Source organism: Nonomuraea sp. NPDC003804 (genome assembly GCF_040610675.1).
In the GTDB taxonomy this organism is placed as follows: domain Bacteria; phylum Actinomycetota; class Actinomycetes; order Streptosporangiales; family Streptosporangiaceae; genus Nonomuraea.
On the sequence record NZ_JBEXMT010000016.1, the window covers coordinates 121134 to 142834 of the forward strand.

Here is a 21701-nt window from a genome sequence, read left to right on the forward strand (position 1 = left end):
AAAACTAGACTCACATCCGCTGAAGGTCAATGCCAAGCCGGGAAATACGTTTTAATCAGCGCATGCGAATCACAGCTGTCGACCTCGGCGCGTCCAGCGGCCGGGTCATGCGCGCCGAGGTCACGGCCGACCGGGTCGACCTCGTCGAGGTGCACCGCTTCCCCAACCGTCCCGTCACCGTCGCGGGCACCCTCCACTGGGACATCCTGGCCCTCTACCACGACACCCTCGACGGCCTGCGGAGGGCCGGCGAGACCGACTCGATCGGCGTCGACTCGTGGGCGGTCGACTACGGCCTGCTGGACGGCGAGGGCGCACTCATCGGCAACCCGGTCCACTACCGGGACGCGCGCACCGCCCGCTACACCGAGCGGCTCGACCTCGACCGCTACCAGGTCAACGGCCTGCAGTTCCTGCCGTTCAACACGCTCTACCAGCTGCTGGAGAGCCGGCTCGACCACGCCGAGACGCTGCTCCTCATCCCCGACCTGCTCACCTACTGGCTGACCGGCGTCAAGGGGGCCGAGCTCACCAACGCCTCCACCACCGGCCTGTTCGACGTCAGGGGCAGGGACTGGGCACGGCCGCTGATCGCCGACCTCGGCCTGCCGGCGCGCATCTTCCCGCAGATCTCCCCTCCGGGGAGCGTCGCGGGCCCGCTGACGGCCGACGTCGGGCACCGCGCGGTCGTCACGCGGGTCGCCTCCCACGACACCGCCTCCGCCGTGGTCGCCGTGCCCGCGCGGACGCCACGCTTCGCCTACGTCTCCTGCGGCACCTGGTCGCTGGTCGGCGTCGAGCTCGACGAACCGGTGCTGACCGACGGCAGCGTGGCCGCCAACTTCACCAACGAGGCGGGCGCCGACGGCACCATCCGCTACCTGCGCAACGTCATGGGCCTGTGGATCCTGCAGGAGTGCGTGCGGGCATGGGGCGAGAGCGACCTGGAGGGCCTGCTGCGGGCGGCCGCGGCCGAGCGGTCCACGGCGGTGATCGATCCTGACGATCCGAGCTTCCTGCCGCCGGGCGACATGCCGGCCCGCATCGCGGCCTACTGCGCGCGCACCGGGCAGCCCGCACCGTCGAGCAGGCCGCAGGCCGTACGATGCATCCTGGAAAGCCTCGCCCTCGCCTATCGGAGAGCCGTCAGCGACGCCGCGCGGCTGAGCGGACGGGAGGTCGAGGTCGTGCACATCGTCGGAGGCGGCGCTCGCAACGCGCTGCTGTGCCAGCTGACGGCCGACGCCACGGGCCTGCCCGTGGTCGCGGGGCCGGTGGAGGCGGCGGCGCTGGGCAACGTGCTGGTGCAGGCGCGTGCCCTGGGGCTGGTGGCCGACCCGCGCGAGCTGGTACGGCGCAGCCAGCCGCTGCGCACCTACCATCCGGGGGGCGGGCGTGGCTGAACCGGTCAGCATCAAGGAGGTCGCGGCCAGGGCGGGCGTGTCGCCCGGCACGGTGTCGAACGTCCTCAACCGCCCCGAGAAGGTCGCCGGCTCCACGCGCAGCCGGGTCGAGCAGGCGATCCGCGAGCTCGGCTTCGTCCGCCACGGGTCGGCCTCGACGCTGAGGGCGGGCCACAGCCGGACGATCGGCCTGTCGGTGATCGACATCGGCAACCCGTTCTTCACCGACGTCGCCGCCGGCGTGGAGGATCTGGCCAGCGACCGCGGCTACGCGGTGATCCTCGGCAACAGCTCAGGCAGCAGGGCCAAGGAGGAGCGCAACCTGCTGGTCTTCGCCGAGCAGCGGGTGCGCGGCGTGCTGATCACCCCGTCCGACGACGACTCGCGTCGCCTGGAGCGGCTGCGCTCGCGCGGCATCAGCGTGGTGCTCGTCGACCATCCCGCCGAGCGGCCCGACCAGTGCGCGGTGTCGGTCAACGACGTGATGGGCGGCACGATGGCGGTCTCCCACCTGCTGGCGGGCGGGGCCGAGCGGCTCGTCTACGTCGCCGGACCCGCCTCGATGCGGCAGTGCGGCGAGCGGCGCGAGGGGGCCGAGCGGGCGCTGGCCGCCGCCGGCCGCGACCCCGCCGAGCTGCGCGTGCTGGAGATGCCGTCGATGACCGCCAAGGCGGGCCAGCAGGCCGCGGAGACGCTCGTGGCCGACCTGCCGGACGCCGTCTTCTGCGCCAACGACCTGCTGGCGCTCGGCCTGCTGCGCGGCCTGCTGCAGGCGGGCGTGCGGGTGCCCGAGCAGGTGTCGCTGATCGGCTACGACGACATCGACTTCGCCGCCGCGTCGGCGGTCTCGCTCAGCTCGGTCAGGCAGCCGACCTACCAGCTCGGCAGGGTGGCCACCGAATTGCTGCTGGACGAGTGTGACAATCCCAACACACACGCCCACCAGCAGATCATGTTCCAACCCGAACTGGTGATCAGGGAATCGACGCGGTGACGTCTAGACTTCCCAGCATGTCCAACGCTGTCCGCCATGTCCTCGGAGTGGTCGCTGGGCTGCTCCTGACTCCCCTGCTGGCCGTCGGCCTCGCCTTCGGCGCGGGCCAGATCCTGTTCGCGTTCAGGACCTACACCGGGCCGTGGTGGGGAGCACTCGCGCTCGCCGGAACCGCGATCGTGCTCGGATTCGTCGCCGGCTCGCGGCTGTCCCCCGTGGCCTCGCTGCTGGCCGGCCTCACCTACACCCTGATGGGCGTGGTGCTGGTCATGCCCTGGCTGTATCCGTCGGACCTGCTGCTCCTGCTGCCTGACACCCTCAAGTACGGCTTCGACGTGCTCGGCCCGACCGGCATGCTGCTCGCCCTCGGCGTGATGCTGGTGACCGCCTCCGCCTTCCCCTCGCGCTGGCGCTCGGCCAGGCCCGAGCTTCCCCCGCCGCCCGCCCCGTACGGCCCGCCGTCCCAGCAGCCGGCCTACCCCTCCGCCTTCACCCCCTTCCAGCGCCCCGACCGCGGCGACGACGACCAGACCAGGCCGCTGCCGCGCTGACCGGGAGACCCCCGATCGCCGAGACCGTCCACTGACCGCCCGGCGCGCCGTCCCTGCCGGGTGGCGTTCGACGATGCCCGCTCCGAGCTCGACCACCCCGCCGAGCCGATCCCCCACCCGGCTCAGAAAGGCCCACGATGCGTGAAGTCCTGATCGTGCAGAACGCCGCCAGCGGCGGCCCGAGAAGGGTCGGCGACTGGCTGGCCGAGGACGGTCTCGACCTGGAGGTCGTGCGGCCCTTCGACGGCGACGAGCTGCCGGCGCGGCTGGGCGGGCGCGCGCTGGTCGTGCTGGGCGGCGGCTACCTGCCCTCCGACGACGCCAGGGCGCCGTGGCTGCCGGCCACCAGGGAGCTGGTCCGGGAGGCGATCGACGACGGCAGGCCGTACCTGGGGATCTGCCTGGGCGGGCAGATGCTCGCCGAGGTGGCCGGCGGGCTGGTGAAGGCCGACGCGGGCGAGCCGGAGAACGGCAGCACGCCGATCACGCTGCGCCCGGAGGCCGCCGCCGACCCGCTCTTCCACGACCTGCCCGGGGTCGTCACCGCGATCGAGCACCACAAGGACGCGGTCGTCGAGCTGCCGGAGGGAGCCGTGTGGCTGGCGCGCACGGAGGCCTGTCCCTACCAGGCGTTCCGGGTCGGCGCGGCGGCGTGGGGCGTGCAGTTCCACCCCGAGGTGACGCCCGAGCGGATCCTGGAATGGGACGACCGCGGCTTCGACCTGGCCGACCTGCATCGCAGGGCACTGCTCGACGAGCCCGCCGCCGTCGCCGTCTGGCGGGAGGTGACCAGGCGCTTCGCCGGGGTGGCGCGGATGTCGTAGACGAGGCGACGGCCCTCGGTTACGTTGCGGTGATGCGATCAATCCGATCACGCACCCTTATCGCCATGAGCGCGGCCGCGGGGCTCTTCCTCGCCACACCGGCGGCCGCCACCGACAAGGGCCCGGGCGCACCGGGCATCGGAGACTCCTACTTTCCCGAACACGGCAACGGCGGCTACGACGCCAGGCACTACAGCCTGACCCTGGACTACCAGCCCGGCACCGACCTGCTGCGCGGGAAGACCACGATCGTGGCCACGGCGACCCAGCACCTGACCCGCTTCAACCTCGACTTCCTGCTCAAGGTCGACAGCGTCAAGGTCAACGGCAGGGCCGCCACGTTCGCCAGGTCCGGCCTGCACGAGCTGGAGATCACGCCGCCGCGCGCGCTGGTCAGGGGCACGCCGTTCATCGTCGAGGTGACCTACGCCGACACCCCGTCGAAGGTGCCGGTGCCCGACGAGACGGGCGGCTTCACGCCGTGGATCGCCACCGCCGACGGCGCGCTCGCGCTGGGCCAGCCGCAGGTGGCCTGGTGGTGGTTCCCGAGCAACGACCACCCGCTCGACAAGGCCACCTACGACATCACGATCACCGTGCCCAAGGGCACGCAGGCCATCAGCAACGGTGTCAAGGTCGGGGAACGCACGCGAGGCGATCGGACGACCTCCACCTGGCGGATGGACAAGCCGATGGCCACCTACCTGGCCACGCTGTTCGTCGGGCAGCTCGACGTGCGGCAGGGACGCTCGTCGGGCGGGCTGCCCGTCACCACCGCCTACAGCAAGAACCTGGGCCGCTACGAGGCGGCGGCCAAGGAGTCGGTGGAGCGGACGCCGGAGATCGTCGACTGGCTGGCGGACCGGTTCGGCCGCTACCCGTTCCACTCGATGGGCGGCTCGGTCACCAGCGCGCTGCCGGGCTTCGCGCTGGAGACGCAGACGCAGCCGGTCTACGACCCGCGCTTCTTCTCCGGCGGCCCCGACACCTACGTGGTCGTGCACGAGAACGCCCACCAGTGGTTCGGCGACAGCGTCGCGGTGAAGGACTGGAAGCACATCTGGCTCAACGAGGGCTTCGCCACCTACGCCGAGTGGATCTGGTCGGAGAAGCTGGGCGAGGGCACGGCCGCCGAGGTCGCCGACTTCTTCTACGACCAGTACCCGGCCGGTGACCCGTTCTGGCAGGTCAAGCCGGGCGACCCGGGCGCGGCCGACCTGTTCCACAACGCCACCTACTACCGCGGCGGCATGACGTTGCAGGCGCTGCGCACCGAGGTCGGCGACGCGGCCTTCTGGTCGATCATCAGGACGTGGGCGCGCGCCAAGGCGCACGGCAACGCCGAGACCGCCGAGTTCGTCGCGCTGGCCGAGCGGATCTCGGGCAAGCAGCTGGACGCGCTGTTCGACACCTGGCTGTTCACGCCCGGCAAGCCGGCCACCTCGCCGACCGGCGCCACGCCCACGGCCGCCGCCAAGTCGGCCGCGGTCGCGCCGGCGTCCATCGCCAAGATCGAGAAGGTGCACGAGCTGCTGAAGCACCGTAAGCCGTGACCCCGTGGAGCCGGTACGGCATGCGCGTGCCGTACCGGCTCCACTGACGTGACCTCACGACGTTCATGACTTGGTGAAATCGGCTGCGCACGCTGCGTGACGCTCTCCACAATGTCGGCGTGCTGGCTTCCTTGATCCTCTTCGCCGGGCTGCTGACCGCGCCCGTCCAGGCCTACCAGGAGTACGTCGCGCTCGGCGACTCGTGGAGCGCCGACGTCTCCGTCCTGCACGTCACGGGTGCGCACGCGCCCCGCGGCTGCGCGCAGAGCACCTACAACTATCCCAAGCAGGTCGCCGCGGCGCTGGGGGTCCCGGTCTTCCGCGACGCGACCTGCGGTGGCGCGACGACCCGCCACATGACGGCCGAGCAGGACGTCAACCACGTCAGGCACCTGTTCGACGGGGTGAACCCGCCGCAGTTCGACCGGCTGACTCCGACGACTGACCTGGTGACGCTGGGCATCGGCGGCAACGACGCCAAGCTGGCCACGGCGGCGGCCGGATGCCTCAACCTGCTGCCCGCCCCGTTCGGCCGGCCGTGCAAGCCGGCGTGGGTGAGGGGCGGCGTCGACCGCATGTCGCGGGCCATCGTCGCGGCCGAGCCCAAGGTGGCGGCGGTCGTCGACGGGATCAGGCAGCGTTCGCCACGCGCCCGGATCCTGCTCGTCGACTACCTGGCGGGGCTGCCGCAGGAGGGCGGCTGCTACCCCTACGTCCAGGCCGCCGACGACGACCTCGAATGGCTGGGCGACAAGCTGGAGGAGCTGAACGCCATGCTGGCGCGGGTGGCGGCCGCCAAGGGGATCGAGTTCGTCGACACCTACAGCACCAGCGTCGGGCACGACGTGTGCCGGCGTCCCGGCGTCAAGTGGGTCGAGGGCTACCTGCCGCTGTCGACCGACCCGCTCGGACCGGCCATCCCCCTGCACCCGAACCGGCGCGGCGCCGACCACCAGGCCCTCAGGGTGCTCGACACGCTGCAGCCCGCACGCTAGGCGAACGCGTCGATCCCCAGCTTGACGGCCACCGCCAGCCCGCAGGCCGCCGCCAGGTAGCGCAGCGACCTGCCGGGCAGGCGGCGGGCGATGGCGGGGCCGAGCCAGCCGCCGACGAGGAACCCGGCGGCCAGCGGCGCCACCGCCCACCACTCCACCGGGCCGAACAGCGCGAACCCGACGGCGGCCACGCAGTTGGCCAGCCCCGACACGACGTTCTTGACCGCGTTCACCCTGGCGGGCGCCTGATCCATGATGGCGGTGAGCACGGCGAACATGAGGATCCCGCCCGCGGCCCCGAAGTAGCCGATGTATCCGGCGACCGCGAACAGCGCGACCCGGGTGAGCAGGCCGTGGTCGCCGTCCGGCCGCGTCCCCGGCGGGCGGACCAGCAGCACGGAGGCGAGCGCGATGAGGAAGGGCGCGATCATCTCGAACGTCCGCGAGGGCGTGAGCAGCAACAGCGCCGCGCCGGTGGCGCCGCCCAGCGCGGTGATCCAGCCCAGCCGCAGCACGAGGGAGCCCTGCCCGTGGAGCTCGGGCCGGGAGCCCGCCGCCGCGCCGACGGCGGTGAAGACCAGGGCGACGGTGTTGGTGACGTTGGCGGCCAGCGGTTGCAGTCCGAAGGCCAGCAGCGCCGGGTAGGAGACGATCGAGGCCAGGCTGACCACGGTGCTGACCACTCCGGCCACGACACCGACCGCGAGCAGGCCGAGCACTTCGAGCACCACGACATGCTACGGCCTGCCGGAAGTGTCAGTTAATCCTGGTCGGCGAACCCGGGAATCCAGCGCTCGGCCTCGGCCCGGAAGGGCGCCTTCGCCGCCAGCTGCGACAGGATGCCGTAGCCCGCCGTGAGCACGCGGAAGCTCACGACGTAGTCGGGCGGCACGTTGAGCATGCGGAAGATGCTCGACCCGTCGCTGAACATGTACAGGCCGCGCTCGCGCATCCAGTCGCGGGTGAAGGCGAACTCCGGCACGGCGATCGGCTCGGCGTACGGCCCGACGAACGAGGCCAGGGCGGCAAGATCGACCTCCACGCCCTCACGGATCACGCCTTCCCGCCGGAACACCTCGGCCACGCCCTCGATGTCGCCGGCGGCTCCGTGGCGCAGCAGCGGCCCGATCGCGGCCGGGTGCCCGCCGGGCAGCCGTTTGACGGCGCCGAAGTCGAGCACGCCCAGCCGCCCGTCCTGGGTGATCTTGAAGTTGCCCGGATGCGGGTCGCCGTGCAGCAGGCCGCAGCGGGTGGGCGCGGAGAAGGAGAAGCGCACCAGATGCAGCGCGGCCCTGTCACGCTCCTCCTGGGTGCCCTCCGCGATCACCCTGGACAGCGGCACGCCGTCCAGCCACTCCGTGACGATCACGTGCTCCGAGGCGGCCACGACAGGCGGGATCGCGAAGTCGGGGTCGCCCTCGTACGCCTCGGCGAAGGCGTGCCACGCCTCGGCCTCGAGGCCGTAGTCGAGCTCCTCCTCGACCCGCTCCTGCAGCTCCTGGACGAACGCCTTCACATCGAGGCCGGGCAGCAGCACGCCGAACAGCTTGGCGACCCTGCCGACCTGGCGCAGATCGGTGCGCAGCGCCCTGGCCGCGCCCGGGTACTGCACCTTGACCGCGACCGGCCTGCCGTCGGCCCACACCGCCCGGTGCACCTGCCCGATGGAGGCCGAGGCGGCGGGGGTGTCGTCGAAGGCGGCGAAGTGCTCGCGCCAGCCGTCCCCGAAGTCCTGCGCCAGCACCCGGTGCACCGTGGCGGAGGGCATGGCCGGCGCCGAGTCCTGCAGCCGGGTCAGCGCCGCCCGGTACGGCTCGACGATCGCGGGCGGCAGCGCCGACTCCAGCACCGACAGCAGCTGGCCCAGCTTCATGGCGCCGCCCTTGAGCTCGCCGAGCACCGTGAAGATCTGCTCGGCGGTGCGCGCCTGCACCTCGGCCGCGATCAGCTCGGCGGGTCTGCCGAACGCGCGCTTGCCGAGCCCCAGCGCGGTACGGCCGGCGTAGCCGAGGGGAAGCGTGGCGAGCTTGGCGGTGCGCGTCACCGCCAGACGGGGAAGGTGGGCCATGCCCTCATTTTTTGGACAGTTTTCTAATAAGGCAACGTGATGGTGACCACGCCCTCCCCAGGGCGCCGGGTTCCGCTCACCGCAGACCGAGCACGTCGATCGCGCGCTCGCGCATCTCCACCTTCCTGATCTTGCCGGTGACCGTCATCGGGAAGCCCTCGACCACGTGGACGTAGCGCGGGATCTTGTAGTGGGCGATCTCCCCCGCGCAGAACTCCCTGACCGCCTCGGCCGTCAGCGGCGGCGCGCCCTCGCGCATGACGACCCAGGCCATCAGCTCCTCGCCGTACTTCTCGTCGGGGACGCCGATGACCTGGACGTCGGCGATGTCGGGGTGGCGGTGGAGGTACTCCTCGATCTCGCGCGGGTAGACGTTCTCCCCACCCCTGATCACCATGTCCTTGATGCGGCCGACCACGCTGACGTAGCCGTCGGCGTCCATGACCGCCAGGTCGCCGGTGTGCATCCACCGGGCGGCGTCGATGGCCTCGGCCGTCTTGCCGGGCTCGTCCCAGTAGCCGAGCATCACCGAGTAGCCGCGGGTGCACAGCTCGCCCGGCTCGCCCCTCGGCACCGTCAGCCCGGTCTCCGGGTGCACGATCTTGACCTCGACGTGCGGCATCACCCGGCCCACGGTCTCGGTGCGGCGCTCCAGGGTGTCGTCGGTCCTGGTCATGGTGGAGACAGGGGAGGTCTCGGTCATGCCGTAGCAGATGGCGACCTCGGTCATGTGCATCTCGATGACGACCCGCTTCATCACCTCGACCGGGCAGGGCGAGCCCGCCATGATCCCGGTGCGCAGGCTGGACAGGTCGAACCCGCCGGCCAGGGCCAGCTCGGCGATGAACATCGTCGGCACGCCGTACAGGCTGGTGCAGCGCTCCTGCTCGACCGCGCGCAGCGTGGCCTCGGGGTCGAAGCCGGCGGCGGGGATGACCACGCACGCGCCGTGGGAGACGGCGCCGAGGTTGCCCATCACCATGCCGAAGCAGTGGTAGAAGGGCACCGGAAGGCAGACCCTGTCGCGCTCGGTGTAGTGGATCAGCTCGCCGACGAAGTAGCCGTTGTTGAGGATGTTGTGGTGCGACAGCGTCGCGCCCTTGGGAAAGCCCGTCGTGCCGGAGGTGTACTGGATGTTGATGGGCTCGTCGGGCGACAGCTCGATCGCCGCCAGCCGCTCGGCGGGCACCCGCGCGGCCAGCAGCCGCTCCCAGCTGTCCTCGCCGAGATAGACGACGTCGGCGAAACCGATCTCCTCGATCATCTTCCGGTAGTCGCTGCCCTTGTGCGACACGGCGCTGATCAGCAGCCGCATGCCCGACTGCCGGACCACGTACTCCAGCTCGTGGCCGCGGTAGGCGGGGTTGACGTTGACGAGAATGGCGCCGATCTTCGCCGTGGCGTACTGGACGAAGACCCATTCGGCGCAGTTGGGCGCCCAGATGCCGACCCGGTCGCCCTTGCCGATCCCCCGGGCGAGCAGGGACCTGGCCAGGCCGTCCACCTCGGCGTTGAGTTCGGTGTAGGTCCACCGCCGGCCCGTGGGCACCTCCACGAGGGCCTCCCTGCCGCCGAAGCGGCTGACCGTGCGCTCGAGGTTCTGCCCGATCGTCTCGCCGAGCAGCGGCGCGTGCGCGGCGATGCTGGAGTAGGACTGCATGCTCACAGTCTGCGACCGGGCCGCGCGCCGTACCACCCCCGAACAGGGGTGGTGCCGCACGGCCGCCAGTGGTTGGATCAGGGCATGCTCGAGCAGGTGGACGCGCTCCAGCAGGCGCTCAGCAGGCTGCAGCGCACGGCGGGCGTGCAGGTGGCCTTCGGCGGGATGGTCGGCGAGCGGCGCCACATCAGGATGTCGCAGCTGCGCGGCACCCGCACGAACGCGCTGCACGGGATCGCCGTGACCGCGGGGGCAGGCCTCGGCGGCAAGGTGCTCGCGCTGGCGCGGCCCGCGGCGGTGGGCGACTACGCCACGGCCACCGACATCACCCACGAGTACGACCGCCCCGTGCTCGCCGAGTCGCTGCGCTCGGTGCTGGCCGTGCCGGTCGTCGTCGATTCCGTGGTGCGGGCGGTGATCTACGGCGCGATCAGGGAGCCGCTGGCCTTCGGCGACCGGGTGCTGCTGGCCGCCATGCGGGTGAGCGGCGAGCTGGCCACCGAGCTGGCCGTCCGCGACGAGGTGTCCCGGCGGCTCGCGCTGGCCGAACGCGCGGGCGCGACGCCGGGCCGCTCTCCCGGACAGGAGGATCTGCGCGAGGCCAACGCCGAACTGCGTGCCATCGCGCAGGAGGTCGACGCGCCCGAGCTGCGCGAGCGGCTGCTGACGGTCTGCGCGCGGCTGTCCGGTGAGGTCCGGCGTGACCCCGCGCCGCCGGTACGGCTGTCGCCGCGCGAGCTCGACGTGCTGGCCTGGGTCGGGCTCGGCTGCGGCAACGCCGAGATCGCCAGGCGCCTGGGGTTGCTGCCGGAGACCGTCAAGAGCTACCTGCGCGGGGCGATGCGCAAGCTCGGCACGCACAACCGGCACGAGACGGTGGTTGCCGCCCGGCGGCTGGGGCTGATGCCGTAGGCCCGGTCACAGCCGAGGGGGTCGGCGGCCATCGCCGGACGGCGGCGGCGGGTCCCGTCACGTCGTGCTGGGGGTGGGGCTCGGGGTCTCCTTGGGGTGCACCACGATGGGCACGCTGGACTTGACGACGCCCGAGCCCTTGATGGCCTGGCCGTCGTGCAGCTTCCAGGTCTCGAGCTGGTAGGTGCCCGGCGGGACGTCGGTCCACTTGTGGTACTGCCAGGCGTTGCAGGCGAACTGCACGGCCTCGCGGCTGGGCCGTACGGCCACCCAGTACACGGTCGTCCCCTGGGGGCAGCTCTCGTACGACCAGAACTCGACATCCCCCTTGGCCGTCTGCGTCCACCACGGAGAGAAGATCCGGAACGCCATCCGGTCGATCCGGGTCGGGAACCCGTACCCCTTGACCACCTGCGGCGCCCCGGACACCGGCACGGCCAGCAGCGCGGCGGCCGGGCCTGTCCCGCTCTCCGACGGCGTGAACAGCGAGTAGCCGAGCAACAGAGCGGCGATCACGGCAGCGGCGGGAGCCAGGTAACGGGGCCGCCTCCACCAGGGGGCGACCGGCGGCGGCGACGCCACGGCGGGCGCGTCCGGCGGCGCCACGGCGGAGTCGTCCGGCTGAGTCGCGGCGGGATTGTCCGGCTGGATATCGGCGGGGTCGTCCGGCTGGGTCCCGGCGGGCTGTTCGCCGAGTTCCCGCCGGCGTTCGAGCCACGGCTCCGGGTCGTGCCCGCAGGCCCGCACGTAGGCGTCCACGAACTCCTGCGGGGGCAACTCCTTCGGCGTGAGCCGCCGCGAGAGCGTGCTGGGGTGGTACCGCATCCGGCGCCCCAGCTCCTCCAGAGTCAGCGTGCCGCGTAACCGCCGCAGATCGTCGACGAACTCCGCGACCGGACCCTCTTCCCGATCGATCGGGTGATCCTTGCGTCCACCTCGCGCCATGCTCTCCTCCGCTGTCGCTGTGCAGTTGTTGCGGTTGTTGCTGCTTTGTTTCCGCAGCTTGCAGGGGGTGTCGAAGGCCTACCGCCTAGGGCAGCATCGGTCCGGGACGATCACCATCCATGATCGCCATCATCTCATCCGCTCCCCCTCAGGAAGGACCCTCATGTCCACGATGTCTGCTTCTGCACGCCTTGCCGCGACGGTGGCTCTGGCCACGGGGCTCGCTCTGACCCAGTCTGTCGTCCACGCCCCCGCCGCCCAGGCCACGACCCAGGGCACGACCCAGGCCGCGACCCGGGGCACGACCCAGGCCGCCACGCAGGGTCTGCCCTGCGCCGGTGAGCGCATCGGCCGCACCGAGATCACCGCCACGGGCGGGGGCGCGCGGATGAAGGGCGCGTTCCTGCACGTCCACCGCAATGGCAGCCGCGTGTGCGCCTTCACCAACACCAGCCTCGCGGCCGAGGACTACGCCAAGTTCATGTCGGTCTCGATCTGGGTGTGCGGGCGCTCCGTCGCCGAGTGCCGTGACTACCAGGACCACCTCGACGGCGGCGGCTACCACTACCGGGCCAACGCCGAGAGCTACGTGAAGCGGGGCTTCGTCCGGACCAATGGCGCCACCCTCATCGCCGGCAGTCAGTGCATCCGGGCCTGGGGGCGCGTGGGGTTCACCGACTCGAGCGGCAGGCAGCTCGCCGGGGAGGCGAACAGCGCGATCTACTGCTGAGGCCGAGCCCAGCCCCCACCCCCCGCCGCGCGGCCACGTAAGGACAAGGACAGTGACGGAGAAGTACGGCGAGTACGTCGTGGCCGGCACGCTCGGCTCGGGCGGCCAGGCCGTCGTCCACCTGGGCGTGGGAGCGGACGGCGGGCGGGTGGCCATCAAGGTGCTGCTCGACTCGATGGCCGGGGACCCCGACGCGCTGCGGCGCTTCGAACGCGAAGCCGCCGCCGCGCGCCGGGTGGCGCCGTTCTGCACGGCCAGGGTGCTGCACACCGGGGTGGACGGCGGCCGGCCCTACCTCGTCAGCGAGTACGTCCCCGGCCCCTCCCTGCACTCGCTGGTCAGGACGGACGGCCCGCGCACCGGCAGCGGCCTCGACCGCCTGGCCGTCGCGACCCTGGCGGCTCTCGTGGCCATCCACCGCGCCGGGGTCGTCCATCGCGACCTCAAGCCGTCCAACGTCATCATGGGCCCCGAGGGCCCCGTGGTGATCGACTTCGGGATCGCCAGCGCCACCGGCCACCTGCTCACCCGCAACGCCATGGGCACTCCGGCGTACATGTCCCCCGAGCAGTTCGAGCAGCGCGAGCCGACCCCGGCCACCGACCTGTTCAGCTGGGCCCTCACCATGATCTTCGCGAGCACGGGACGGCAGGCGTTCTCCGGTGACACCGTGCCGGCGCTCATGCACGCCGTCCTGACCGCCGAACCCGACCTGACCGGCGTCCCCTCCGGACTGCTCCCCCTGCTTCGCGACTGCCTCGCCAAGGACCCCGCCGCCCGTCCCACGGCCGCCGCCCTGCTGTCCCGGCTCCTCCACGACAACCCCGGCCTGTCGACCGCCGACGTCCGCCTCTCGCGCGGTCCTGTCCTTGACGGCCCCGGAACTCCACACGGCACCGCCGCTCCCCCGGACCCGGGCGTCCGGGCCTCGGTCACCCGCCCGCCCGGCACCGCCCGTCCGTGGTGGAAGAAGCCCCTGGCGGTGATCCCCGTCGCCGTCGTGATCTCCGCGCTGCTCCTGGTGTACCCGCCGGCGTTCGCCCCGGGGAACGTCGGCGGGAACGGGCCCGCGGCTCCGGCCGGCACCCTTTCACCCCGTGGGACGGGCCCGGCGGCCCTGCCGGCGTCCGGGGCGCCGCAGGTGGTCAAGGGGTACGGGTTCCCGACCCGGATCGACCGGATGGCGTTCCGGATCTTCTCTCCGTGGTGGACGCAGACGGCCAAGGGGGATGTCGAGTTCTGGTCGTACGAGAGCTGCCCCCAGGGGACCACCGTCTACTGGGTGGCCGTACGGCCCAGCCGCGAGGCCGTGCAGTTCGCCTGCAACGCCTGGCAGTACCACAAGTGGACCGACGTCGCCCCGGGCACCTACCAGCTCGACATCTGGAAGGCGCACGACGGCCGCGCCATCAAGGGCTCGGGCGTCCTCAGGTCCAGCGCGCCCATCGTGGTGCACCCCAAGACCACCCCGCCGGCCGGCCCCTGACGGGCCGGTCGCCGATACGGCCGGCCGCCACCACCACCCGCGGATTCCGGTCACCAGCCCCGATCTCGTCACCGGGCGCAAGACATCAGCGATCTTCGAACGAAGGAGCCAGAAACATGTTCTCCAAACTGAGCGCGATGGCCGGCCTGCTCTGCGCCGCACTTCTGCTCACCGCCTGTGGAAGCGGGCTGGGCGCGCTGGAGGGCGCATGGGAGGGGCAAGCCGACGACTCTCAGGTGACGGTCGAGATCACCGGGGACGGCGCGATCACCAGCAGCGTGGACGGTGGCGCCTGCGAGGGCACCGTCAAACCCGCCGACGACGGCTACAAGTTCTTCCTGGACTGCGGCTTCAGCAAGAGCAGCGGGACCCTCACCCTGTCCGATGACGAGGAGACGCTCACCGCCGTCTCCGGTGAGGAGGATCCGCTCGTCCTCTCCCGCGTCGACTAGGACATTTACGTCCACCAGCCGACGGAGGTGTTCCCGCTCCCCTGAGGGTAGGCGCGGGGGTGACCAGGAAGGAGGCTCCCATGGCGGACCAGACGGTACCCGAGCGGATGAACGAGAACGACGTCGTCGACCTGTTGCTCCACCAGCACGACCTGATCAAGGAGCTGTTCGCGGAGGTGGAGGGCGCGCCGCCCGACGCCCGCGGCGAGCCGTTCCAGCGGCTGGTACGGCTGCTCGCCGTCCACGAGACGGCCGAGGAGCAGATCGTCCACCCCTACGCCCGGCGCAAGCTCCCGGGCGGGGAGGCGGTCGTGGACGAGCGGCTGGCCGAGGAGAACGCGGCCAAGGACATGCTCGCCGAGATGGAGAAGGCGGGCGTCGACGACCCGCAGTTCACGGCCAACCTCGCCACGCTGCGCGCGTCGGTGCTGGAACACGCCGCGGCCGAGGAACGTGAGGAGTTCCCCCAGCTGCGCGCCGAGACCAGCGAGGCCGAGCGCAGGACGATGGCCGTGGGAGTGAAGGCGGCCGAGGCGCTGGCGCCCACGCACCCGCACCCCGGCGTCGAGACGGCCACCGAGAACCTTCTGATGGGTCCGCTGGCGGCGGTCAAGGACAGGACGGTCGACGCCATCAGGAAGGCGATGGGCAAGCAGGCCTGACCGGTCCCGGCCTAGCGGGACCTTCTCCACGCGACGGCCCCGGCGATCAGCAGCCCGGCCGCCCCGGCCGCGGCCCACCGGCGCTGGCGGGCCACGCGCCGCTCCACCTCGGCGTACGGGGTGGTCGAGAAGGAGACCAGCTCGTAGCGGGACACGTAGCGGCCCGGCAGCGCCCGCTCCAGGGCGTGCTCGACGCGCTTCTGGGCGAGGAAGACCCGGGAGCCGACCTTGTCGCGCATCTCGACGAAGTTGTCCAGCGCGAGGCGGGCGATGACGTCGGTGTCGGCCTTGCGGCGCTGGAACAGCTCCAGCGCCCTGGCGAAGTCGTCGCCCGTCTCGTCGAGGCACCGGTCGAGCTCGACGCAGTCCTGGAAGCCGCAGTTGGCGCCCTGGCCGTAGAAGGGGACGATGGCGTGGGCCGCGTCGCCGATCAGCCCGACCAGGGTGCCGTTGACGGTCCCGTGCCAGGGGTCGCAGCGCATCGTGACCAGGTGCCCGACCGGGTTGCGGGCGTAGTCGGAGGCCAGGTGCGGCATCACCTCGGCGGCGTCGGGATACTCCTTGCCGAAGAAGGCGCGTACCTTCTCCGGCGTGTCGAGCGCCGCCAGTGCCTCGTGCGGCCAGAACAGCGTGCACGTGAAGGACTTGTCGGGGTTCGGCAGGGCGATCATCATCGACCGGCCGCGCGGCCAGATGTGCAACGCCCCCGGGTCGAAGGCGAACTCCCCCAGTTGGGGGGGAATCGTCAGCTCCTTGTAGCCGTAGTCGAGGTACTGCTGGCTGAAGTCGGTGCCCGGCAGCTGCTGAAGCCTGGCCCTGACCGCGCTGTAGGCGCCGTCGGCGCCGATGACGACCTGCTGGCCCTTCTCGACGATGCCGCCCTCGAACTCCAGCGTGCCGTCCCCGATGCCGGTCAGCCGGTGCCCGAACCTGACCCGCACACCCTTGTGCGCCTCCGCCGCGTCGAGCAGCTTGCCGTTGAGCGCGCCGCGGCTGATGGAGTTGATCGCGTGCCGCTGGTCGGAGCTGTAGGGCTGGAAGGTGAGGGAGCCGTCGACGGCGTGCATCATCCGGCCCGGCATCGGGATGGCCTCCGCCAGTGCCTCCTCCGCCAGGCCGAGCCTGCGCAGCGCGTCGATGCCGCGCTCGGAGATCGCCAGGTTGATCGACCTGCCGCGCTCGGCACCCGTCAGCCTGGGGTCGGGGCGACGCTCGTACAGCGTCACCTCGTGGCCTCTCCTGGCGAGAAAACAAGCCAGCAAGCAGCCCACCAGGCCGGCTCCGACGATCGAGACCTCCACGGTCGCTCCCTTCCCTCCCCTCCTTGGTACGGCGCGGCGGCGCGAAACACCAGGACCGGTTCCACGACACGGCACCACGCACCCCGGCCGGCACGTCTTTCCCTCGGCGGAACCCCGAAGCCGGGCCCTGACCCAGCGTGCGCTCCTCCAGGAGAGCGGGCACCCCGCAGGGAGAGCGGGCACCCCTCCGGAAGGGCGGGCACCCCTCCGTAAGGCGAGCGCCTCTCCCGGAGGGCGAGCACCTCCGGGAGAGGGCGGGAAGCGGGCGGGCCGGTCAGGCGGGCTTCGGCGGCGTGGCCCTGACCAGGCGTTCGGCGATGGCGAGGGCGGTGGTGCGCCAGATGGGGGCGCGCGGCGAGATCACCGCGAAGTGGTCGCCCGACATCTCCATGTAGGTCACCTCGTCCCCGACCGCCTCGGCCGCCCTGGCATACCTGCGGCTGAAGTCGATCAGGTCGAGATCGTCGCCCGACCCCTGGACGATGAGCTGCGGCACCCCGAGCGGCAGCCGCAGCAGCGGGCTCGACGCCGCGTACGTCGCCTGCGGCGAGCCGCTGTCGAAGCGCGCGTGCCCGCCCAGCGCCGCCGCCACCGCGCCGGAGCTGAGGTGCCGCCGGTCGCCTTCCACCAGGTCGAGCACGCCCGCGAGCGACACCGCCAGCGCCACCTTGGCGTTGTCGGCCGCCGCCCGCAGGGCGAGCTGGGCGCCCGCCGAGTGGCCGACGACCGCGACCCTGTCCAGGTCGAGCCGCGTACCGGTCAGCCCGGCCGCCACGGTGGGCAGGGCGTCGAGCCCGGCGGCGACGTCGGCGGTCGTGGCCTCCCAGCCGTGCAGGTCGGGGCGGCGGTACTCCAGGTTCCACGCCGCGAGCCCGCGCGCCGCCAGGTCGGCGCAGAGCGCGTCCATCAGGTCGGCCGCCCACACCGAGCGCCAGTAGCCGCCGTGCACGAGGGCCACGACCGGCAGGGGCAGGTCGGCGGTGGCCATGGCGGGCAGGTACAGGTCGCCCCACTGCTCGGGGTGCGTGCCGTAGGTGAAGCGCCGCGGCCGGTGCCGGTGCCGGTGGACGGCGTGCCTGATGGCCCACACCAGCCCGTCGATCCCCCTGCCCTGGATGTGCGCGGTTCCCTCGAGCTGGCGCACCCGGCTGAAGTCGCACCAGACGACGCCGTCCGCCGTGCCCATGAGTTCGCGCAGTTCCGGCGAGGGCCCGGGGATCGCCACGACGGGGCCGCCCGCCGTACCCGCAAGGAGGGCACGCGCCTCACCGGCGTCACGGGCGTGCCGCAGCGCCCCGCTCACTCCTAGCGCCGAGAACTCCCGCTCGGCCACCTCCCCCAGCAACGCCCAGTCGGCAGCCAGCCCCGGCCCGACGATCACCCGTACGTCCGTCATGAGGCAAGCATGCTGATCGTCCCGCAGGAGTCAAAGCCCATATGGACTTTTATCGACCTTTCTTCGGGATAAGGAGCCAAAGACCGGCCACCACGAGGGCGGGCCGGAGGAGGACACCGGGCGGCTGTCACAACTCGGCGAGAACGGCCCGCGCGACGTCACCGGTCTCAGGACGAAGCACTGCGTGCCGAACGCGCGGGTGTGAACGCCCAGACGGCCAGCCACACGCTGAGACCCATGATCGTCATGCCGAGCGGCACGTGCAGCGCCGTCACGCCCGAGCCTCCCGTGGCCGACTGGACGAAGCCCAGCAGCAGGATCGCCAGGCCGGCCAGCGCCGGCCAGCCCGGGCCGCGTCCTGGACGCCACACCAGGACGCCGACGATCAGCAGGAGCAGCCCCACGGTATGGACGGCACCGGCGCCCATACCGTGAAGCGCGCTGCCGCCGCCGCTGAGCAGCTGCCCCGCCGTGACGGCCTGGGCGAGCACGGCGGCGACGTTGAGCAGGGCGAGGATCTTGAAGGGGGTGAGGAATCTGACCATGTGAGCAAGGGTCACGCCGACGGCCGGCGACGGCATCCGCCACGCGTCGTCATCGCGACTACGCCGACGGGTGTACTCGGCCCGGCCCGCCCTCGCCGTACGGCACGCGGCCCTCGCCGAACGGCACGCTTGCCCTCGTCCCGCGACCTGCGGGCCCGCGCCGTTCACGGGCTGAAGGCCTGTGCGTTCACGGGCTGAAGTAGCGCTCCAGCACCACGGCCACGCCGTCCTCGGCGTTCGACAGCGTGTGGCGCTCGACGGCGGCCAGCACGGTGTGGTGCGAGTTGGCCATCGCGTAGCCGGTGCCCGCGTAGGCGAGTACGGCCAGGTCGTTGGGCATGTCGCCGAAGGCCACCACGTCGGCGGGGTCGATGCCGCGCTCCCGGCAGAGCTCGGCCAGCGCGCCCGCCTTGGTCACCCCGGCCGCGCTGATCTCCAGCAGCCCGCCGCTGCCCGAATAGGTGAGCTCTGCCCGGCCGTCCACGGCGGCGGTCGCCGCGGTGAACATCTCGTCCGCGTGGTGGGCCGGCGACCAGGCCAGCAGCTTGACGACCGGCGCGGGGTCCGCCCACACCGACGCCACCTCCCGGCGGTAGGCGGCGTCATGGGGGACGTGCTTGCCGTACCCGGGCTCGAACAGCACGCCGGTGCCCGTCTCGATCGCGAAGGTGAGGCCCGGCAGCGCTTCGGCGAGGGACCGCGTGACCGCGCGGGCCTCGGCAGGGTCGAGCGTCCGGGTGGTGAGGGCGCGGCCCGCGGCGACGTCGTAGACGATCGCGCCGTTGCTGCAGATCGCCGTGCCGTCGACGCCGGTCTCCGCGGCGATGCGGGCGATGGAGCGCGGCGGTCTCGCGGTGACGAAGACCACCTCCGCGCCCGCCGTCCTGGCCGCCTCGAGGGCGCGGCGGGTGCGGGGGGTGACGGCACCGGCGGGGTCGAGGAGCGTGCCGTCGAGGTCGGTGGCGATCAGGCGGGGGAGGCTCATGCCGGGGATTATCCGGCACCCCGCCTCAGCGCGGGATCAGGGCCTTGATGTCGGAGAAGACCCGCTCGCAGGCGGGCCCGACCGCGTCGCCCGAGTCCTGGATGAACCCGTGCGCCAGGCCGGGCTCCTGCCGGTGCACGACCTTCACGCCGGCCTCGGCGAGCTTGGCGGCGTAGGCGTCGCCCTCGTCGCGCAGGGCGTCGTTCTCCGCGGTCACCAGCAGCGTGGTCGGCAGGCCGTACAGGTTGGGGGACAGCAGGGGGCTGGCGCCGGGGCGCTGCGCGGGGTCGGGCACCCACTGGGCGACGAACCAGGCCAGCGTGTCGGCGTCCAGCCCGTAGCCGGAGCCCTTGGAGACGATGCTCGGCGAGGAGAGCGTGAGGTCGGTGTTCGGGCACAGCAGCACCTGCAGCGCCGGCATCGCGCAGCCCTCGTCGCGCAGCCGCATGCACGCCATCGTGGCCAGGTAGCCGCCCGAGCTGTCGCCGGCGACCGCCACCGGCCTCGTCCAGCGCAGCACCTCGACCGCGTCGTCGAGCGCGGCGGGGCAGGGGTGCTCGGGGGCGAGCCGGTAGTCGACGGCCAGCACCTCGACGTCGCACTCGCGGGCGATCCTCCGGCAGGTCCTGTCGTGGGTTTCCAGGTCGCCGAAGACCCAGCCGCCGCCGTGCAGGTACACCATCAGCGGCCGCGGCCGGTCGGCCGGATGGTAGCGGCGCAGGCGCAGCCCCGACGGACTGGTCAGGTCGACGACCCGGGCAATGTCGGGCCCGGGAGGGCGCTGCGGGGCGCGCGTCCTGAGCTCCACCAGTCTTATGTCAGACATAACGGCACATAGTAGGGTTTCCGGATGCCTGAAAAAGCCGGAATCAGCTCCGTGCTTCGATTCACCACCGAGTTGGTCGCCTGGATCGCGACGCCATGGGCACTGGCATCGCACTCCGTGACGCTGGCCGTACTGTCCGTCATCGCACTCATCGGGCTGCCGACGGTCTTCGCCACCCCCGGCGACAAGCGCCAGGTGATCGTCGCGGTTCCGGGGATCGTGACGATCCTGCTGGTGATCCTGCAGCTGGTCGCCGCCGTGACCGCGGCGTGGGCGGCATGGGCGCGCCCGGTGGCGGTGGTCGTGACGGTGCTGGCCGCCGCGACCGTGGTGACCGAGCTGCCGCGCTGGCGCCGCCTGCTCAGCTGAACTCGTCCCACATCAGCAGGCCCTCCCGCGCCTCCGCCGACTCCTCGAGGGCGCTGCGCACCACGGTCAGCACGATCTCCAGCGCCTGCATCGAGTCGGCGCCCGTGACCTTCCGCTCCCGCTCCCAGCCGCCGAGGCCGTCGATCCGGTAGGGGCAGGACCACTCCCCCGTCGGCTCCTCGTACGGCAGGCCGATCGTCACCGTGACCTCGCCGGGCGGCTCGGTCAGCAGCGTGAGAACACGCTGGGCGATCTCGTACATACCAAGCGATCTACCCAGTCGCGCGTACCGCGAAAGTGATCACACGGGTCTTCACGACCATGCTCCTGCCCACGCGCCGGCCCTCATGGTCGAGACTCTTGCCTTGACGCTACGGGCCGTATCGAAGGACTGAATGAGATGTCGCGTGTGCTGGTGACAGGGTTCGAGCCGTTCGGCGGGGAGACGACGAACCCCTCCTACGACGCCGCCGTGCTGGTTCCAGGGGCGACCGCGGTCGAGCTGCCGTGCGTGTTCGCCGACGCGCCGGCGGCGCTGCGGGAGGCGATCGAACGGTACGACCCCGACGTGGTCCTGTGCACGGGACAGGCCGGCGGCCGGGCCGGGATCACGATGGAGAAGGTGGCGATCAACCTCATCGAGGCACGCATCCCCGACAACGCGGGCGCCCGGCCGAGCGGCGTGCCGGTGGTGCCGGGCGGCCCCGACGCCTACCTGTCCAGGCTGCCGGTCAAGGCCATGGTGCGGGCGGTCAGGACGGAGGGGATCCCGGCCGCCGTCTCCTACACGGCGGGCACGTTCGTGTGCAACCAGGTGGCCTACGAGCTCGCGCACCTGATCGCGACCGAGCGGCCCGGCCTGCGCGGCGGGTTCGTGCACGTGCCGTACGCGCCGCACCAGGTCTCCGGCGTCACCGGCGCCGACCGGCCCAGCATGGACACCGCCACGGTGGCGCGGGCGCTGGGCGTGCTGGTCCAGGCGTCCGACGGCGTCGAGGACGACCTGCCCGAAGGCGCCGTCCAGTAGCGCCGGGGGCGCCGCGC

Annotated in this window: 23 protein-coding genes; 13 read left to right on the forward strand and 10 right to left on the reverse strand. The window is 72.1% G+C overall.

The annotated features are described in order from the left end of the window. The first annotated feature begins 62 nt into the window (after positions 1-62). The 6 genes from ABZX22_RS22740 (at position 63) to ABZX22_RS22765 (ending at position 6320) form a co-directional block, all read left to right on the forward strand. Positions 63-1403, forward strand: a complete 1341-nt coding sequence (locus ABZX22_RS22740; protein WP_354912324.1) for a rhamnulokinase family protein — start codon at positions 63-65, stop codon at positions 1401-1403. Then, positions 1396-2397 (forward strand): LacI family DNA-binding transcriptional regulator, encoded by a 1002-nt coding sequence (locus ABZX22_RS22745; RefSeq protein WP_354912326.1) that lies wholly within the window; start codon positions 1396-1398, stop codon positions 2395-2397. The genes ABZX22_RS22740 and ABZX22_RS22745 overlap by 8 nt, the downstream gene beginning before the upstream one ends. A 17-nt stretch (positions 2398-2414) precedes the next feature. Next, positions 2415-2948, forward strand: a complete 534-nt coding sequence (locus ABZX22_RS22750) for a hypothetical protein (protein WP_354912329.1) — start codon at positions 2415-2417, stop codon at positions 2946-2948. A 137-nt stretch (positions 2949-3085) separates the two neighbouring features. After that, on the forward strand, positions 3086-3772 hold the full coding sequence (locus ABZX22_RS22755; RefSeq protein ID WP_354912332.1) for a type 1 glutamine amidotransferase: 687 nt from the start codon (positions 3086-3088) through the stop codon (positions 3770-3772). Between the two features lie 65 nt (positions 3773-3837). Next, complete coding sequence (locus ABZX22_RS22760) at positions 3838-5325, forward strand: M1 family metallopeptidase (protein WP_354912335.1); 1488 nt, start codon at positions 3838-3840, stop codon at positions 5323-5325. A 119-nt stretch (positions 5326-5444) separates the two neighbouring features. Continuing rightward, positions 5445-6320, forward strand: a complete 876-nt coding sequence (locus ABZX22_RS22765) for an SGNH/GDSL hydrolase family protein (protein WP_354912338.1) — start codon at positions 5445-5447, stop codon at positions 6318-6320. Here ABZX22_RS22765 and ABZX22_RS22770 read toward each other — a convergent pair. The 3 genes from ABZX22_RS22770 to ABZX22_RS22780 all read right to left on the reverse strand — a co-directional run bounded on the left by ABZX22_RS22770 (position 6317) and on the right by ABZX22_RS22780 (position 10048). Next, entirely contained in the window at positions 6317-7048 is a 732-nt protein-coding gene (locus ABZX22_RS22770) for a sulfite exporter TauE/SafE family protein (protein WP_354912340.1), read from the reverse strand. The two genes, ABZX22_RS22765 and ABZX22_RS22770, sit on opposite strands and share 4 nt — an antisense overlap. A gap of 32 nt (positions 7049-7080) precedes the next feature. After that, the gene (locus ABZX22_RS22775; protein WP_354912343.1) at positions 7081-8388 is read right to left on the reverse strand and encodes an AarF/ABC1/UbiB kinase family protein; all 1308 of its coding nucleotides are present in this window, start codon (positions 8386-8388) and stop codon (positions 7081-7083) included. Positions 8389-8464: 76 nt separating this feature from the next. After that, positions 8465-10048: an AMP-binding protein gene (locus tag ABZX22_RS22780; protein WP_354912345.1), complete on the reverse strand. Its 1584-nt coding sequence runs from the start codon at positions 10046-10048 to the stop codon at positions 8465-8467. Between the two features lie 84 nt (positions 10049-10132). On the opposite strand from ABZX22_RS22780, the gene ABZX22_RS22785 reads away from it, so the two are divergent. Continuing rightward, positions 10133-10960 (forward strand): LuxR C-terminal-related transcriptional regulator, encoded by an 828-nt coding sequence (locus ABZX22_RS22785; RefSeq protein ID WP_354912348.1) that lies wholly within the window; start codon positions 10133-10135, stop codon positions 10958-10960. A gap of 57 nt (positions 10961-11017) precedes the next feature. Here ABZX22_RS22785 and ABZX22_RS22790 read toward each other — a convergent pair whose 3' ends face one another. After that, complete coding sequence (locus ABZX22_RS22790; protein WP_354912351.1) at positions 11018-11905, reverse strand: helix-turn-helix domain-containing protein; 888 nt, start codon at positions 11903-11905, stop codon at positions 11018-11020. A 163-nt stretch (positions 11906-12068) separates the two neighbouring features. On the opposite strand from ABZX22_RS22790, the gene ABZX22_RS22795 reads away from it, so the two are divergent. The 4 genes from ABZX22_RS22795 to ABZX22_RS22810 all read left to right on the forward strand — a co-directional run bounded on the left by ABZX22_RS22795 (position 12069) and on the right by ABZX22_RS22810 (position 15235). Then, a complete protein-coding gene (locus ABZX22_RS22795) occupies positions 12069-12635 on the forward strand; it encodes a hypothetical protein (protein WP_354912354.1) in 567 nt (188 codons plus the stop codon). 52 nt (positions 12636-12687) lie between these two features. After that, on the forward strand, positions 12688-14121 hold the full coding sequence (locus ABZX22_RS22800; protein ID WP_354912357.1) for a protein kinase: 1434 nt from the start codon (positions 12688-12690) through the stop codon (positions 14119-14121). A gap of 116 nt (positions 14122-14237) precedes the next feature. Continuing rightward, positions 14238-14573, forward strand: coding sequence for a hypothetical protein (locus ABZX22_RS22805; protein WP_354912360.1), 336 nt, complete (start codon positions 14238-14240; stop codon positions 14571-14573). An 80-nt stretch (positions 14574-14653) separates the two neighbouring features. After that, positions 14654-15235: a hemerythrin domain-containing protein gene (locus tag ABZX22_RS22810; protein ID WP_354912363.1), complete on the forward strand. Its 582-nt coding sequence runs from the start codon at positions 14654-14656 to the stop codon at positions 15233-15235. 11 nt (positions 15236-15246) lie between these two features. Here the strand turns inward: ABZX22_RS22810 and ABZX22_RS22815 are convergent, their stop codons facing one another. The 5 genes from ABZX22_RS22815 to ABZX22_RS22835 all read right to left on the reverse strand — a co-directional run bounded on the left by ABZX22_RS22815 (position 15247) and on the right by ABZX22_RS22835 (position 20288). Beyond that, the gene (locus ABZX22_RS22815; RefSeq protein ID WP_354912366.1) at positions 15247-16536 is read right to left on the reverse strand and encodes an NAD(P)/FAD-dependent oxidoreductase; all 1290 of its coding nucleotides are present in this window, start codon (positions 16534-16536) and stop codon (positions 15247-15249) included. Positions 16537-16810: 274 nt separating this feature from the next. Continuing rightward, a complete protein-coding gene (locus tag ABZX22_RS22820) occupies positions 16811-17932 on the reverse strand; it encodes an alpha/beta hydrolase (protein WP_354912369.1) in 1122 nt (373 codons plus the stop codon). Between the two features lie 167 nt (positions 17933-18099). After that, on the reverse strand, positions 18100-18477 hold the full coding sequence (locus ABZX22_RS22825) for a hypothetical protein (RefSeq protein WP_354912372.1): 378 nt from the start codon (positions 18475-18477) through the stop codon (positions 18100-18102). 187 nt (positions 18478-18664) lie between these two features. Continuing rightward, positions 18665-19462 (reverse strand): HAD family hydrolase, encoded by a 798-nt coding sequence (locus ABZX22_RS22830; RefSeq protein WP_354912375.1) that lies wholly within the window; start codon positions 19460-19462, stop codon positions 18665-18667. Between the two features lie 25 nt (positions 19463-19487). Then, a complete protein-coding gene (locus ABZX22_RS22835; RefSeq protein ID WP_354912378.1) occupies positions 19488-20288 on the reverse strand; it encodes an alpha/beta hydrolase in 801 nt (266 codons plus the stop codon). A gap of 51 nt (positions 20289-20339) precedes the next feature. On the opposite strand from ABZX22_RS22835, the gene ABZX22_RS22840 reads away from it, so the two are divergent. Beyond that, on the forward strand, positions 20340-20657 hold the full coding sequence (locus ABZX22_RS22840) for a hypothetical protein (protein WP_354912381.1): 318 nt from the start codon (positions 20340-20342) through the stop codon (positions 20655-20657). On the opposite strand, the gene ABZX22_RS22845 is transcribed toward ABZX22_RS22840, so the two are convergent. Further along, positions 20650-20919 carry a hypothetical protein gene (locus ABZX22_RS22845; protein WP_354912383.1) on the reverse strand — a complete coding sequence of 90 codons (270 nt, stop codon included), beginning with the start codon at positions 20917-20919 and terminating at the stop codon, positions 20650-20652. The two genes, ABZX22_RS22840 and ABZX22_RS22845, sit on opposite strands and share 8 nt — an antisense overlap. A gap of 138 nt (positions 20920-21057) precedes the next feature. Between ABZX22_RS22845 and pcp the strand changes: the two genes are divergently transcribed. Continuing rightward, the gene (pcp, locus tag ABZX22_RS22850) at positions 21058-21684 is read left to right on the forward strand and encodes a pyroglutamyl-peptidase I (RefSeq protein WP_354912385.1); all 627 of its coding nucleotides are present in this window, start codon (positions 21058-21060) and stop codon (positions 21682-21684) included. The last annotated feature ends 17 nt before the right edge of the window (positions 21685-21701 follow it).

Excerpts from the sequence above, each read along its gene's own strand:
- ABZX22_RS22775 (WP_354912343.1), bottom strand. The coding sequence starts at position 8,388 with ATGGCCCACCTTCCCCGTCTGGCGGTGACGCGCACCGCCAAGCTCGCC.
- ABZX22_RS22845 (WP_354912383.1), bottom strand. The coding sequence starts at position 20,919 with ATGTACGAGATCGCCCAGCGTGTTCTCACGCTGCTGACCGAGCCGCCC.
- ABZX22_RS22740 (WP_354912324.1), top strand. The coding sequence starts at position 63 with ATGCGAATCACAGCTGTCGACCTCGGCGCGTCCAGCGGCCGGGTCATG.
- ABZX22_RS22785 (WP_354912348.1), top strand. The coding sequence starts at position 10,133 with ATGCTCGAGCAGGTGGACGCGCTCCAGCAGGCGCTCAGCAGGCTGCAG.
- ABZX22_RS22755 (WP_354912332.1), top strand. The coding sequence starts at position 3,086 with ATGCGTGAAGTCCTGATCGTGCAGAACGCCGCCAGCGGCGGCCCGAGA.
- ABZX22_RS22830 (WP_354912375.1), bottom strand. The coding sequence starts at position 19,462 with ATGAGCCTCCCCCGCCTGATCGCCACCGACCTCGACGGCACGCTCCTC.
- ABZX22_RS22805 (WP_354912360.1), top strand. The coding sequence starts at position 14,238 with ATGTTCTCCAAACTGAGCGCGATGGCCGGCCTGCTCTGCGCCGCACTT.
- ABZX22_RS22790 (WP_354912351.1), bottom strand. The coding sequence starts at position 11,905 with ATGGCGCGAGGTGGACGCAAGGATCACCCGATCGATCGGGAAGAGGGT.
- ABZX22_RS22835 (WP_354912378.1), bottom strand. The coding sequence starts at position 20,288 with ATGTCTGACATAAGACTGGTGGAGCTCAGGACGCGCGCCCCGCAGCGC.
- pcp (WP_354912385.1), top strand. The coding sequence starts at position 21,058 with ATGTCGCGTGTGCTGGTGACAGGGTTCGAGCCGTTCGGCGGGGAGACG.
- ABZX22_RS22825 (WP_354912372.1), bottom strand. The coding sequence starts at position 18,477 with ATGGTCAGATTCCTCACCCCCTTCAAGATCCTCGCCCTGCTCAACGTC.
- ABZX22_RS22820 (WP_354912369.1), bottom strand. The coding sequence starts at position 17,932 with ATGACGGACGTACGGGTGATCGTCGGGCCGGGGCTGGCTGCCGACTGG.
- ABZX22_RS22795 (WP_354912354.1), top strand. The coding sequence starts at position 12,069 with ATGTCCACGATGTCTGCTTCTGCACGCCTTGCCGCGACGGTGGCTCTG.
- ABZX22_RS22780 (WP_354912345.1), bottom strand. The coding sequence starts at position 10,048 with ATGCAGTCCTACTCCAGCATCGCCGCGCACGCGCCGCTGCTCGGCGAG.
- ABZX22_RS22750 (WP_354912329.1), top strand. The coding sequence starts at position 2,415 with ATGTCCAACGCTGTCCGCCATGTCCTCGGAGTGGTCGCTGGGCTGCTC.
- ABZX22_RS22760 (WP_354912335.1), top strand. The coding sequence starts at position 3,838 with ATGAGCGCGGCCGCGGGGCTCTTCCTCGCCACACCGGCGGCCGCCACC.
- ABZX22_RS22810 (WP_354912363.1), top strand. The coding sequence starts at position 14,654 with ATGGCGGACCAGACGGTACCCGAGCGGATGAACGAGAACGACGTCGTC.